Below are 14,289 nucleotides of genomic sequence, written 5' to 3' on the forward strand. Positions count from 1 at the left end.
CGCTATTCTAACGGCTTCGCCGAAGTCCCGCCAGTTTCACGCCAGGCGGCCAGCCGGTTATACCAGGGGCCGGGCCGGCCATGGCCCTGCCGGCGCCAGTGCCCATCACCGGAAACCAGGTGGATCATGCCCTGTTCACCGGTGATCAGCTGGGTGACACCCGCCTGTTGATAACGGGCCACCACCTCGGCAGCGGGAAAATCCCAGCGGTTGGCAAAGCCGGCGGTGTGCACCACTCTGGCTGGCGACACCGCAGCGATAAATGCGTCGCTTGACGAGCTGCGACTGCCGTGATGAGGGCTCAGCAACAGCTGGGCCCGAAGCAGCGCGTTGCGCGCCAGCAACGCCTGCTCGGCCGGTTTTTCGATATCGCCGGTGAGCAGCACGGATAGCCGGCCGTCGGTGATACGCAGCACGCAGGAGTCATTGTTGCTGTGTCCGGTGAGGGTGACCGGCCACAACATTTGCAGTGTCAGCCTTTCCCATTGCCGCCGCTGGCCGGCCCGGCAGGGCATGCCCCTGGGCCAGGCTCCCCAGCGATATTGTACCGGCACTCGCATGGCCAGATAATCGCGGTTGGCACTGTGATCGCTGTCGTCGTGGCTGATCACCAGATAATCCAGCTTATTGATACCCAACTTCGCCAGCAGCGGCAAAATCACCCCATCCGCCATATTAAAGCCCGACGGAAAGCGGTTGCCGGTGTCATAGAGCAGCGCCCGCTTGCCCTGGGTCACCAGCACCGACAGCCCCTGCCCTACATCCAGCACCCGGATCTGCCAGACCGGGCCGGGCCAGAGCAATAATGCGCCCAGCAACAGAATGGGCAGTCCCAGCCAGCGGGCACAGGGCAACATCGGCAAAACGGGCAACAGCATCAGCAACATCATCAGCCCCTGAGTCATCACCGACAGCTCGGCCCAGGGTGAAAATGTCTCGGCCAGCCAGTGCAGCCCGTTCATCAATGGCGTAAATATCCTGTCCAGCAACCAGAATACCGGAGCTGCCACGACCGGACCAAACAGTAACAGGCCGCATGCCAGCAGCAAGAGCGGGATCAGCAGCACTGAAAACAGCGGGATCAGCACCAGATTGACTGGCACCGACAACCAGCTTACGCCGCCAAACAACAGCATGACCGGGGGCATCAGCAACAGACCCAATCCCACCTGAAGCCACATCATACGGTTGCGCCCCCGGCCACCGGAAAGCCAGATCAGGGCCGCCACCGCCAGCACCGACAACCAGAAGCCCAGATTGAGTGCCAGCCAGGGATTGAACAGCAGCAACAGCGCCATGGTCAGCAGCAAAATCCGCCGGCCGCTCCAGTACCGGCCCCAGGCGAGTAACCCCAGCAACATCACCAGCATCAGCAACGCCCGCTGGGTCGCTACCCCAAAACCGGCCAGCCAGGCATAGCCGGCAGCCAGCGCCAGGGCCATTACCAGTCCGGCAGTGTGATGACCCGTTAACCGCCCTGCCAGCCAGCCCAGTCCCGCCACCAGGCCAATATGCAGGCCGGAAATGGCGAACAAATGGCTCACCCCCAGTGCCCGCAGCATGGTCCAGTCATGCTGCTGCAGCTCGTCACGCTCGCCAAACCCCAGCGCCCGCAGCCAGGGCCTGGCCTCAAGCTCCCCGGCCGCCTCGTTAAAACGGGTCAGCAAGCGGGCCCTGACACCGGGGGAAGCCTGATCATGAGCAAGGGTGCCGGTCATATAGCCCCGGGCGGTAATGCCCTGCCCCAGCAACCAGCGGGCGCTGTTAAACGAGCCGGGGTTGGCCAGGGCATGAGGCGGATACAGGTGTGCAACAGAGCTGAAAGAGTCCCCCTGCTGAGGTGCCGGAACACGTCCGTACCAGCTGAGCAAGACCCGGGGCTTTGGTAAAAGTGCTTGACCATCAAGGTGTGACAGGCCGACAATCAGCCGGCTGGCGCCATCCTGCCGGGGCTGAACCTCGACTACACTGGCAGTAATCAGTTGACTGCGCTCACCCACACCCGGTAATTGCAGCCAGGCCAGCTGCCAGTGGCTGATGCATAACACCCAGACAAATCCCAGCAACAGGCCGGCTGTCGCCGGCCGGGTGCGCCAGCAGAAAACACCAATGACGGCCAGCGGTAACCATACATCCCTGGCCGGTAACCAGGGCCAGAAAAGGGTACTGGTTACCCCGGCACAAAAGAAGAACAGCCGCTTGTCCATCCGGTAAGTATTGCGGACCTGGAGCAGATGCCAAGAAAGATCCTGAAACGCCTGATGCCCGAACACGGAACCATCAGAAACCACAAATACCTGAGCCTGTTTGGCAACCGGCTGCACGACACCAACCTCTGGCACCTGAACCGTCACTCAGCCGCCGGCGCCTTTGCAGTAGGCCTGTTCTGTGCCTGGTTGCCCATTCCCTTTCAGATGGTGGCCGCCGCCGGTGGCGCCATGCTGTTCAGAGTGAACCTGCCGCTGTCGGCGGTGCTGGTGTGGCTGACCAATCCGCTGACCATGGCCCCCATGTTCTATTTTGCCTACCGGCTGGGCTCCTTTCTGCTCAACCGGCCGCCTCACTACGAGCATTTTGAAGTCAGCCTGAGCTGGCTGGCGGGCGCCATGAGCACCGCCGGGCCGCCCTTTTTGCTGGGCAGTCTGGTGCTGGGACTGGTGAGTTCGGCCGTTGGCTATATGTTTATTCACGGCCTTTGGCGCTGGTCGGTGTCGCGCCAATGGAAACGCCGGCGTCAGAGCCGCTGATGCTGCGCCAGTGGGTTCGGGGCAGAATGCCCAGTCAGGACACGCTGAAACAGCACAGGCTGCTGCGTATTTTTGGTGACCGTCTGCTCGACCCCGACTACTGGTTTTGTAACCGTCATTCCGCTGCGGTGGCGGTGGCCGCCGGCCTCTTTGCCGCCTGGCTGCCCCTGCCCATGCACACCTTGGTGGCCATCGCCTTGGCGCTGCTGATGCGCGGCTATATTCCCCTGGCCATTGCCATGGTGTGGGTCAACAACCCGCTCACCATTGCGCCCATGTTTTATTTTGCCTACCGGCTGGGCCTGCTGTTGCTGGGACACCCGGAAGTGGAATTCAGCGACACCTTTTCACTGGAGCACGAAGCCCTGGCCGTGGCCGTGCCACTGCTGACCGGCTGCCTGCTGCTGGCCCTGTTCTCGGCGGCCCTTGGCTGGGCACTCACCCGCCTGGGCTGGCGCTGGAAGGTACAGATCGCCTGGCGGCGCCGGCGCACACGGCGCGAGGTGTGAGGTGTGAGGTCTCTCATCCCTCACTCTTGACTCCTCACCCCTCACCTAAAAGTTGCCTTGGCAGCAGCCGCCCTGCGCGCCAGGCGGGATAGAGGGTGGCGATAAAGATCAGCACCAGGGCCGAGCCGGTCACCAGCCAGAGGTCCGCCCAGTGAAACTCGGTGGGAATAAAGTCGATAAAATACACTTCCGGGTTCAGCATGCGGTGACCGGTGAGCTGCTCCAGGCCCGCCACCAGCTCCGACAGCCGGTTGGCCAGCAGGGCGCCGAGCAGGCCACCGGCCAGTACGCCCACCACGCCGTTCAGCATGCCCTGCACCACAAAGGCGCCGCGGATCTGCCAGGGGCCGGCACCCATGGTCTTGAGAATGGCGATATCGCCCTTTTTCTCATTCACCGCCATTACCAGGGTGGAGACGATATTAAAGCTGGCCACCGCCATCACCAGCAGCAGCACCACTATCATCAGGGTGCGCACCAGCTGAATGTCCCGGTAGATATTGCCCTGGCTGTTCATCCAGCTGGTCACGTAAAAGGCCGCCGGCAGCGGCATGGCCGCATCAAAGCTGATGCGATCGGCACGCAGCACCTCGTTCACCTTTAAATGAAAGCCAAAAACACTGTCACCGAGCTCGCGCAGCGCCTGGGCGTCCTGAATATGGGTGTAACCCAGCAGGGTGTCGAGCTGGCCGCCAAGGCGCAACACCCCCACCAGAGTAAAGGCATGGCGGCGGGGCGAGCCAAAGCCCTGCTCACCGGGGGAAGGCAACAGCAGCGATACCGAATCTCCGACTGTCAGCCCCAGCTTGTCGGCAATGGCCTGGCCCAGAATAATGCCCCGCTCGCCGGGTTTGAGCGCATCCAGATTGCCGCCGTCAAGATAGGGCCCCAGCGCCGAAATACGCATCTCCCGCTCGGGGTCCACCCCCTGCAACTGCACCGCCTTCAGGGTAGAGCCCTTGCTGAGCAGGCCTTCCAGGGGCACAAAGGGCGCCACCGCTTCCACCCCGGGGGCGGCTTCAAGTTGCGCCTGCATGCTCTGCCAATCCGCCACCGGACCGTTGGCGGCATAAAGCTGACCGTGGGGCAACACCGACAAAATGCGGTTTTCGAGCTCACGCTGAAAGCCATTCATGGCCGACAGCCCCAGGATAAGCGCGCTCACGCCAATGGCAATGCCCAGAATGGAGGCCACCGAGATAAAGGAAATAAAACGGTTGCGCCGTCTGGCCCGGCTGAAACGCCAGCCCAGGTAAAGCGGTAAGGGCCGAAACATCACTGCTCCTCCAGGTGGCCGTCCACCAGCCGCGCCTGACGATTCAGCCGTCCGGCCAGGGCCAGATCGTGGGTCACCACCACCAGGCCGGTGCCCAGCTCACGCTGCAGCTCCGCCAGCAGCTCAAACACGTCCGCCGCGCTGTGGGCGTCCAGGTTGCCGGTGGGCTCGTCCGCCAGCACCAGCCGGGGGTTGTTCACCAGCGCCCGGGCAATAGCCACCCGCTGACGCTCGCCGCCGGAGAGCTGGGCCGGTCTGTGATCGAGCCGGTGCGACAGTCCCACCTTGCCCAGCAGGGCTTGTGCCCGCTCTTTGGCCTCAGCCACCGGACGACCGGCAATCATCAGTGGCATGGCGGCGTTTTCCAGGGCGCTGAACTCCCCCAGCAGGTGATGAAACTGGTACACAAAGCCCAGTTTCTGGTTGCGAAAGCGGGCCTGGGCCCGCCCCGGCAGCCGGTGCAGATCTTCCCCTTCCACCAGCACCCGGCCGGAGGTGGGGGTGTCCAGGCTGCCCAGCAGGTGCAGCAGGGTGCTTTTGCCCGAGCCCGAGCTGCCCACCACCGCCAGACTCTCGCCGGCGTTCAGGGTCAGGCTCACCCCGTGCAATATGCTGACCGAACGCTCGCCGTCGCGGTGGGTTTTGGTCAGGTTCTCAACCGTCAACAAGGGATTACTCATAGCGCAGGGCCTCGGCAGGTTGCACCCGGGACGCCCGCCAGGCCGGATACAGGCTGGCCAGCACGCACAGGGCAAGAGTGGAAAACAAAATGGTGACAAGCTGAGCGGGGATCAGCAGCACCGGCAGCTGACTGCCGCCGGCAGACGCATAAAAATTGATGCCAAGGGCATTGAGCACCCCATCCAGATTGAGGGTGAGCAGCAGCCCCAGGCCAAAGCCCAGCAGGCTGCCCAGCACGCCGCTGAAGCCCCCCTGAATCATGAACACCGCCATCACACGGCCGCGGCTCAGCCCCAGAGTCTGCAGCATGGCGATTTCGGCCTCCTTGTCGGTCACCACCATCACCATGGCGGAAAGAATATTAAAGGCCGCCACCAGAATGATCAGCGCCAGCATCAGGCTCATCAGCCGTTTTTCCATGGCCACCGCCTGAAACAGCTCCCCCCGGCTGTGCTGCCAGGTTTCGTATTTGAGCGTGCCGTCAAGCGCCGGCAACTGCGCCAGCTCAAAGGGGTCGTTCAGCCACAACCGCAGCCCCGAGGCCTGATCGGGCCGGTAGCGCAGCAGCCGGCCGGCGTCTTCAATGCGGGCCAGCACCAGCTGACGGTCCACATCCTGACCGGTGGCAAAGGTGCCCACCACGGTAAACAGCCGCTGGCTGGGCACCCGGCCCAGGGGGGTAAAGCGGCTGCCTTCGGTCACCGTGACCCGCACCTTGTCGCCGGGGCCCACCCCCAGCTCCCGGGCCAGCCCCGCTCCCAGCACCAGGCCGTAGGGCAGATCGCGAAAATACCCGAGTGTCTGCGCATCAAGCGAGGCCAGCAGGCGATCCGCCGGGTTGGCAGTGTCCACCCCATACAGCTCGGCGCCGGTAAGCCCGCCCGGTCCCTGTACCATGGCCTCGGCGCTGATAAAGGGGCTGGTGGCCACCACCTCGGGCACGGCGGCAAAGCGTGCGGCCTGCGATTCGGGCTCATTCAGGCGGCGGTCGTCATTGGTGACCAGAGCGTGAGGGATCACCCCCAGCAGGTGGCTTTTCAGCTGCTGTTCAAAGCCGTTCATCACCGATGACACCAGCATCAGCGCCGCCACCCCCAGCAAAATGCCGATGGTGGAAAAGCCGGAAACAAAAGAAGCGAAGCTCCGCCGCCCCCGGGCTCCGGCATAGCGCAGGCCCAGCATCAGCGTCAGGGGTTGAAACATGGCATAATCATCCGTTTTTCAAAGGGTTTTACGTCACCCGCAAGTTGCGGAATAATAAAGGCTTGTGACCAGCCAGACAACTCAAAGCGCGCCGAGCAGCGCGCCCAACAGGACAACACACCGCGCTCATGATTGAGATTTCCAGCCCGACTCCCAAACCCAGAGCCAGCCTGGGTGGCCTGACTGGCAGCAGCCTGGCCCTGGCCATTGCCGGCCAGGTCAAACAGCAATCCCAGCGCGTGCTGCTGGTGGTGCCCGACACCCCCACTGCCCTGCGCCTGGAGCAGGAAGTGCGACACCTGCTGGCCGACGACGCCCTGCCGGTGCGGCTGCTGCCCGACTGGGAAACCCTGCCCTTTGATCAGTTCTCGCCCCATCAGGACATTATCTCCCAGCGGCTGGAAACCCTTTACGGCCTGCCTGAATTAAGCCGGGGCCTGCTGATTGTGCCGGTGACCACCCTGATGCTGCGCACCCCGCCGCGAGACTGGCTGGAGCGAAACAGCCTGTGGCTTAAGGTGGGCGACCGGCTCGACCTGCACCACCTGCGCCAGCGCCTGGAGCAGGCCGGCTACCGCGCGGTGGAGCAGGTGCTGGAGCACGGCGAATTCGCCGCCCGGGGCGCGCTGCTGGATCTGTTCCCCATGGGCGCCATCGATCCGGTGCGCATCGACTTTTTCGATGACGAAATCGACACCCTGCGCCCCTTTGACCCGGACACCCAGCGCTCAAAGGACAAGGTCAAGGAAGTGCGGCTGCTGCCGGCCCGGGAGTTTCCCACCGACGGCGCCGCCATCGAGCTGTTTCGCGGCCAGTACCGGGAACGCTTTGCCCTGCGCAACGAGCCGGAGTCGCTCTACCACAGAGTGAGCCAGGGCCAGCTGCCACCGGGCATTGAATATTATTTTCCGCTGTTCTTTGAACAGACCCAGACCCTGTTCGACGCCCTGCCCGAGACCATGCTGGTGCTGGCGGTGGGCGATATTGAGCCGGCGGCCCAGGCCTTCTGGCGGGATGTGAACGAGCGTTATGAAGACCGCCGCCACGACCTGCTGCGGCCGCTGCTGGCCCCCGACGAGCTGTATTTAAAGCCCGATGCCCTGATGCAGCAGCTGAACCGCTGGCCCCGGCTGCAGCTGAGCCAGGAGCCGGTGCCGGAAAAGGGCGATCGCGTTAATGCGCCGGTGCGGGTGCTGCCCGAGCTGGAAGTAGAGCACCAGAAAACCGAGCCCCTGGCGCGGCTGCTGGCCTTTTGCCAGCCCTTTGCCGGCCGCATTCTGTTCTCGGTGGAAAGCGCCGGCCGGCGCGAGGCCCTGACCGAGCTGCTGGCGGGCTCCCCCCTCCAGCCCACACCGGTCAACAGCCTGAACGACTTTGCCGCCGGCAGCGACAAAGTCGGCCTGCTGGTGGGCCCGCTGGCCCAGGGCTTTGTGCTGGGTGACGAATTTGCCCTGATCTGCGAGGGCGATCTGCTCGGCGGCCGGGTGATCCAGCGCCGGCGGCGGGAAAAATCCGCGGCGCTCAGCCCCGACACCCTGATCCGCAACCTGGCCGAGCTGTCCATCGGCCAGCCGGTGGTGCACCTGGATCACGGTGTGGGCCGCTACATGGGCCTGCAGACCTTGAACGCCGGCGGCATGAAGTCGGAGTACCTGACCCTGGAATACGCCGGCGGCGACAAGCTCTATGTGCCGGTGACCGCCCTGCATCTGGTGGGCCGCTACAGCGGCGCCGACGAGCCCACCCTGAACCGGCTGGGCAACGACGCCTGGGCCAGGGCCAAGCGCAAGGCCGCCGAAAAGGTGCGCGACGTGGCCGCCGAGCTACTGGACGTATACGCCCGCCGGGCCGCCCAGCCGGGCCAGGCCATTACCCACGACAAGAGCGCCTACCGCCAGTTCTGCGACGCCTTTCCCTTTGAGGAAACCGACGATCAGCTCAAGGCCATCAACGCCGTGCTCACCGACATGACTCAAGCCAAGGCAATGGACCGGCTGGTGTGCGGTGACGTGGGCTTTGGCAAGACCGAAGTGGCCATGCGCGCCGCCTTTGTGGCGGTGCACGGCGGCAAGCAGGTGGCGGTGCTGGTGCCCACCACCCTGCTGGCGCAACAGCATTACGACAATTTCCGCGACCGCTTTGCCAACTGGCCGGTGAAGGTGGAGCTCATCAGCCGGTTCAAGACCGGCAAGGAGCAGGACAAGGCCCTGGAAGGGCTGGCGGACGGCAGCATCGATATTGTGATCGGCACCCACAAGCTGCTGAGCCAGGACGTGCGCTTTAAGGATCTGGGCCTGTTGATCGTGGACGAAGAACACCGCTTTGGCGTGCGCCAGAAAGACAAGATCAAGGCCCTGCGCGCCGACGTGGACATTCTCACCCTGACCGCCACCCCCATCCCCCGCACCCTGAACATGGCCATGGGCGGCATGCGGGATCTCTCCATTATCGCCACTCCCCCGGCCAAGCGGCTGGCGGTGAAGACCTTTGTGCGCGAGTCGGATCCGACCGTGGTGCGCGAGGCCATTTTGCGGGAGCTCAAGCGCGGCGGTCAGGTCTATTACCTGCACAACGAGGTGCAGACCATAGAAAACAGCCTGGAAGCCCTGCGTACCCTGGTGCCCGAGGCCCGCATTGGCATCGCCCACGGCCAGATGCGCGAGCGCGAGCTGGAAAAGGTGATGTCGGACTTCTACCACCAGCGCTTTAACGTGCTGCTGTGCTCCACCATCATTGAAACCGGCATCGACGTGCCCACCGCCAACACCATCATCATGGACAGGGCCGACAAGCTGGGCCTGGCGCAGCTGCACCAGCTGCGGGGCCGGGTGGGCCGCTCCCATCATCAGGCCTACGCCTATCTGCTCACGCCCCACCCCAAGCGCATGACCACGGATGCCAAAAAGCGGCTTGAAGCCATTGCCGCGCTGGAAGATCTGGGCGCCGGCTTTGCTCTGGCCACCCACGATCTGGAAATTCGTGGCGCCGGCGAGCTGCTGGGCGACGAGCAAAGCGGCCAGATCACCGCCATTGGCTTCAGCCTCTATATGGAGATGCTGGAGCAGGCGGTGAAGGCGCTGCAGTCTGGCAAGGAGCCGGCACTGGATCAGCTGCTGGGCAGCCAGACCGAGATTGAACTGCGCCTGCCCGCCCTGCTGCCGGACGACTACATTCCCGATGTGAACATGCGCCTGTCCATGTACAAGCGCATTGCCGCCGCCGAGGACGATGCCGCCCTGCGCGAGCTGCAGGTGGAGCTGATTGACCGCTTTGGCCTGCTGCCGGAGCCGGGCAAGAACCTGATTGCCCTCTCCGCCCTCAAGGCAAAGGCAAGTACCCTTGGCATCGAGAAGATCGACGCCGGCCCTCAGGGGGGCACCATCAGCTTTGGCCAGGACGCCAGAGTGGACCCCGGTTATCTGGTGGGCCTGTTGCAAAGTCAGCCGCGCATCTACAAAATGGAGGGCCCGAGCAAACTGCGCTTTGCCATTCCCAGTGCCGATGCCAAGGCCCGGCTGGCCCTGGTGGGCGACATGCTCAATGAATTTGCCGCGCATCAGGCCTGATGCGCACTCCCACGGACGGGATTAACGCACACGGTGCCGGCCACGCCGGCGCCACATCATCATCCTGACCGAGACGTAATGAACACAACATCCTGCGCCGCTTTTGCCCAGCGCCCGCTGCGAGTGGGCATTCTGGGTGGCGGCATTGCCGGCGCCACCGTCGCGCTGCGCCTGACCGACATGGGCATACATACCCTGCTGCTGGAAAGCAGCACCGGTCTGGTCAACGGCCCCCCCATCTGCCACCTGCATGCCGGTGGCAACCTCTACCGGGAGATCAGCGACCAGCAGTGCCTGACCCTGCTGCGCCAGTCCATTGCCTCGGTGCGGGCCTATCCCCACAGCATTAACCGCCGCCCTACCGTGATTGCGGTGCCGGTGACCGATGCGGGCGACCCAAAGGCCCTGCTGCCCCGGCTGCGCCAGGTAACACGGGAATATCAACTGCTGGTAAACGAAGATCCGGCCAACCGGGTGCTGGGCGAGCCGGACGACTATTACCGCTGTTATGAGCGCGACGAATTCGAGGCCCTGGCCAGCCGGCCGCTGCCGGCCCGGGCCCAATGTCACGACGACTGGATGATCCCGCTGGCCCGCCAGCTGGACGCCAGCCAGCTGAAGTTTCCACTTATTCTGGTGCAGGAATACGGCTGGAGCCTGTTTCGCATGGCCGCCACCGCCACTCTTGGCCTGAGCGACTCGCCCCTGTGTGATCTGCACCTGAACACCCGCGCCACGCACCTGGAGCAGCGCGAATGCAGCTGGCTGGTGCAAAGCGTGGGTCCCAGGGGAGAAAGCGTGGATGAAGTGGACTTTCTGGTAAACGCCTGCGGCTTTCGCACCGGCCTGGTGGATGACATGGCCGGCTATCGCCGTGAACGGCTGGTGGAATACAAGGCCGCCTACCTGGCCCGCTGGCCCGGCGCCGCTCACTGGCCCGAGGTGATTTTTCACGGTGAGCGCGGCACGCCTCAGGGCATGGCCCAGCTCACCCCCTACCCCGGCGGCCTGTTTCAGCTGCACGGTATGACAGATGCCATTACCCTGTTCAAAAACGGCCTGGTGGCCAGTTGCGAACGCAGCGCCCAGCCGCGCCTGCCGGAACCATATCGCCAGCAACTGGAGCTGGGCTGGAGTCAGGACGATACCCAGGCCCGCACGCAACGCGCCATTGATCACCTGGCCCGGCTGCTGCCGGACTTTTCCCGCGCCATCCCCGCCGGCAAGCCGCTGTTTGGCGCCCAGCAGATCCCGGGCAGCGATCCGAAACTGCGCGCCGCCGACGTCTCCTTTGAAGGGCATCATTACGCCCGGGTGGAAATTGTAAAGGCCAGCTCGGCGCTGACCGCCGCCGATCGCATCGTGGCCAGGCTCACTGAACTGGGCTGGCTGAACCACACAGGTCCGCTCAGCCCGGATCTGGCCCTGAGCCGGCAGCACACCGCCGCCGAAGTAGAAGCCACTGCCATTGAATTGGCTGAAGCCCGCGGCTACCCCAGAGAGCTGGCTGAAACAGCGGGGACTGGGGAATAAAACGCGAGCCCCGTCACAAAATCTGCTAAATTACTCACCCTCGACTGACAGCACATAAAGGAGTATCAATGCGCAGTCACCCGTTGCGGGAGCAGATTATTGCCGAGGTGCATGCCCGGCCGTTTCAGGAATTGCAGGGCCCGCTGGCCATGCGCCATATCGCGGTGACCTACGACGATACCCCGCTGGACGAAATCAAGGCCAGCGTGGCCCGGCTGAGCGGCCTGCTGCAACTGCAGGAAACCACCGGCAAATCGCGCTTCTGGCAGGGCGGAAATAACCAGCTGACCCTGCGCTTTGAAGCCCACCACGAGTTCTATACCCTTACCCTGACCGCGCTGAACACGCTTGAACTACCCGAGCTGCCAGCCGCCTGGCTGGATAAGGCCCCGGGCAGCTTTTTGTGCGGCGCCGAAATTCTGTTTCGCGACCATCAGCCCGGTGCCGACGAACACGCCTGGCTGGAACAGCATTTTGGTGAGCATCAGGTCAACAGCTCGCTGGTGATGTCGGAAGTGGGCCAGATCTGGACCGACTTTTACCCCCGGGAAGACAGCGGCCTGGTGCGGGTTTTGGTGGAAGACCGGGGTCTGCAACTGCGCCAGGCCGGGCGACTGCTGCAGCGCATTTACGAAATAGAAACCTATCGCCATATTGCCCTGCTGGCGCTGCCGCTGGCCAACAAGGTAGTGCCGGTGATCAACCAGCTGGAAAACGAGCTGGTAGAACTTTCCACCCGGGTGGCATCGGAAGAACCGTCCATACTGCTGCACCAGCTGATGGATCTGGCCGAGCGGCTGGAAGCCCTGTCGGCGCAAACCTCCAACCGTTTTTCGGCGGCAGACGCCTACTTTGCCTTGGTGAACAAGCGCATTGCCGAGCTGCGGGAAACCCGCATAGAAGGCCGACAGACCGTGGAGCAGTTTATGGACCGGCGGCTGGATCCGGCCACCCGCACCTGCCACGCCGCCGGCCAGCGCATAGAGCAGCTGTCCCGCCGGCTGGCCCGAACCACCCAGCTGGTGCGCTCCCAGGTGGATCTGTCGGTAGAGCAGCAAAACCGCGACATGCTCTCCAGCCTGACCAAGCGCGCCGGCGAACAACTGCGGCTGCAGGCCAAGCTGGAAAGCTTCTCCATTATCGTGGTGACCTACTACGCCTTTGACCTGATTGACCGCACCCTGCGCAACCTGGTGGAAAACGAGGAATACCGCCACCTGATGGAAGCGGGCCTGAGCATCTCGGTGCCCTTTATAGCCCTGCTGCTCTGGCTCTATATTCGCCGTCTGCTGCGCGGCGTGGGGGAAGACTGACAATCCTCCCCAGCGCACCCCGAAGTATCAAGGCAGCCTCATCCACGTGGAGCGCGGGCTGCCAGCCCGCTATGTGACGCGAAGCGGCAACCTTTCCCCTGTCAGTAGCAAGTACCCGACGGCTGGCCACACAGCCCCCCAGGCGTCAAATGGATCTGCACAAACACCACCAAACCGTGTTGCACCGCACTTTTCCATTTTCGCAATTGCCCTTTTCCATCCCAGCGGTCAGAATAGTCACACATGAAACCGTAGTGCCGGGTTGTCGGCCAGAAATCGGTTCACCCCGTAATCTCGGGCTATATGACAAAAATTACTCATAACAACAATAACAAGAATCAATTCACTTTCAGAAAATAAAATGGCACAGGGATATAAATGGACTTCTTTAGCATTTCATCAAACTACATGGCATACGTTTGGTACGCTCTTCCCATATTGCTTCTCGTTCTGTTTTTAAAGAGCGCCTGGTTTAAAGGATATTTTGGCGAGTTTCTAGTCAACCGTATGCTGGCACAGCTGCCGGAAAATGAATACACCATTTTGAAAAACATCACGCTGCCTTCCGGGGATGGTACCACTCAGATCGATCATGTGGTCGTGTCAGAGTTTGGTATTTTTGTGGTTGAAACCAAGAATATGAAAGGCTGGATTTTTGGTTCGGCCCATCAAAAGCAATGGACGCAGAAAATCTACCGCCATACTTACAAATTTCAGAATCCGCTGCACCAGAACTATAAGCACGCCAAAGAGCTGGAGTCGGTACTGAGTGTTTCACCTGAGTATATTTATTCACTTATTGTTTTTATTGGCGACAGTACTTTCAAAACCGAACTGCCACCCAACGTTACCCATGCCAAAGAAGGCCTGGCGTTTATCCGTTCATTCACACAACGGGTGTTAACGCAGCACGAAGTCAGGGAGGTGATCGCCATGCTGGATGCCATCAGGCTAAAGCCCGGCATCGCCACCGCACACCACCATAAAACATATGTGAAAAGCATTGTGGCCAAAAAGTCCACGGCAAAGATCTGCCCGCGCTGTGGCGCTAGCATGCTGCTGCGCGAAAGAAAACGGGGAGCCAGCGCCGGTGAGAAATTCTGGGGCTGCTCGCGCTTTCCCAAGTGCCGTGTTGTAGTAAAAGCACTCATCGATAAAGACGCAGCTTGATAAATCCTCGGCATTATTTCTGTTACTTTTGGAGTGCTGGCGGCGATCTTTGGCGGCATTTTTCATGGTATAGGCATGGCAGGGCGGGATCAAACTTTGTTAATGAAATTTGAACAGGCAGATCGTCTGTGATCTAATCAGCGCTTCTTGCTAAAGGAGCCTGTCATGACCCTGATTGAACACCTCACACTTGTTGAAGAAACTCGCTCAGATATCAATCAAAAGCATGATTTAGTCGATGTCATGTTCTTGGTTGTCAGTGCTATCATGGCCGGTGCTGAAGGTTGGCAA

Annotated in this window: 10 protein-coding genes and 1 pseudogene; 7 read left to right on the plus strand and 4 right to left on the minus strand. The window is 62.2% G+C overall.

Annotated features, from left to right (window positions below; translation table 11 throughout):
- Nucleotides 1-2: 2 nt before the first annotated feature.
- A complete protein-coding gene (locus DA373_RS14705; RefSeq protein WP_107853038.1) occupies nt 3-2,207 on the minus strand; it encodes a DNA internalization-related competence protein ComEC/Rec2 in 2,205 nt (734 codons plus the stop codon).
- A 27-nt stretch (nt 2,208-2,234) separates the two neighbouring features.
- Here DA373_RS14705 and DA373_RS14710 point away from each other — a divergent pair, with 27 nt between their 5' ends.
- On the plus strand, nt 2,235-2,747 hold the full coding sequence (locus DA373_RS14710; RefSeq protein ID WP_107853039.1) for a DUF2062 domain-containing protein: 513 nt from the start codon (nt 2,235-2,237) through the stop codon (nt 2,745-2,747).
- The gene (locus DA373_RS14715; protein ID WP_232821293.1) at nt 2,720-3,256 is read left to right on the plus strand and encodes a DUF2062 domain-containing protein; all 537 of its coding nucleotides are present in this window, start codon (nt 2,720-2,722) and stop codon (nt 3,254-3,256) included. The genes DA373_RS14710 and DA373_RS14715 overlap by 28 nt, the downstream gene beginning before the upstream one ends.
- Before the next feature lie 34 nt (nt 3,257-3,290).
- Here the strand turns inward: DA373_RS14715 and lolE are convergent, their stop codons facing one another.
- The 3 genes from lolE to DA373_RS14730 are packed head-to-tail and all read right to left on the minus strand — an operon-like array spanning nt 3,291 to nt 6,416.
- Complete coding sequence (gene lolE, locus DA373_RS14720; RefSeq protein WP_107853040.1) at nt 3,291-4,532, minus strand: lipoprotein-releasing ABC transporter permease subunit LolE; 1,242 nt, start codon at nt 4,530-4,532, stop codon at nt 3,291-3,293.
- Nucleotides 4,532-5,212, minus strand: a complete 681-nt coding sequence (lolD, locus tag DA373_RS14725) for a lipoprotein-releasing ABC transporter ATP-binding protein LolD (protein ID WP_107853041.1) — start codon at nt 5,210-5,212, stop codon at nt 4,532-4,534. Before lolD ends, lolE begins: the two co-directional genes overlap by 1 nt.
- Nucleotides 5,205-6,416, minus strand: a complete 1,212-nt coding sequence (locus DA373_RS14730; protein WP_107853042.1) for a lipoprotein-releasing ABC transporter permease subunit — start codon at nt 6,414-6,416, stop codon at nt 5,205-5,207. Before DA373_RS14730 ends, lolD begins: the two co-directional genes overlap by 8 nt.
- A 128-nt stretch (nt 6,417-6,544) precedes the next feature.
- Here DA373_RS14730 and mfd point away from each other — a divergent pair, with 128 nt between their 5' ends.
- The 5 genes and pseudogenes from mfd to DA373_RS14755 form a co-directional block, all read left to right on the plus strand.
- Complete coding sequence (mfd, locus tag DA373_RS14735; protein WP_107853043.1) at nt 6,545-9,982, plus strand: transcription-repair coupling factor; 3,438 nt, start codon at nt 6,545-6,547, stop codon at nt 9,980-9,982.
- A 78-nt stretch (nt 9,983-10,060) separates the two neighbouring features.
- A complete protein-coding gene (locus tag DA373_RS14740) occupies nt 10,061-11,515 on the plus strand; it encodes an FAD-dependent oxidoreductase (RefSeq protein ID WP_107853044.1) in 1,455 nt (484 codons plus the stop codon).
- 68 nt (nt 11,516-11,583) lie between these two features.
- The gene (locus tag DA373_RS14745; RefSeq protein WP_107853045.1) at nt 11,584-12,828 is read left to right on the plus strand and encodes a DUF3422 family protein; all 1,245 of its coding nucleotides are present in this window, start codon (nt 11,584-11,586) and stop codon (nt 12,826-12,828) included.
- 378 nt (nt 12,829-13,206) lie between these two features.
- Complete coding sequence (locus DA373_RS14750; RefSeq protein ID WP_107853046.1) at nt 13,207-13,998, plus strand: nuclease-related domain-containing protein; 792 nt, start codon at nt 13,207-13,209, stop codon at nt 13,996-13,998.
- A gap of 165 nt (nt 13,999-14,163) precedes the next feature.
- Nucleotides 14,164-14,289, plus strand: a pseudogene (locus tag DA373_RS14755) (transposase family protein); the annotation flags it as partial.

Source organism: Oceanimonas marisflavi (assembly GCF_003049725.1).
GTDB lineage: Bacteria > Pseudomonadota > Gammaproteobacteria > Enterobacterales > Aeromonadaceae > Oceanimonas > Oceanimonas marisflavi.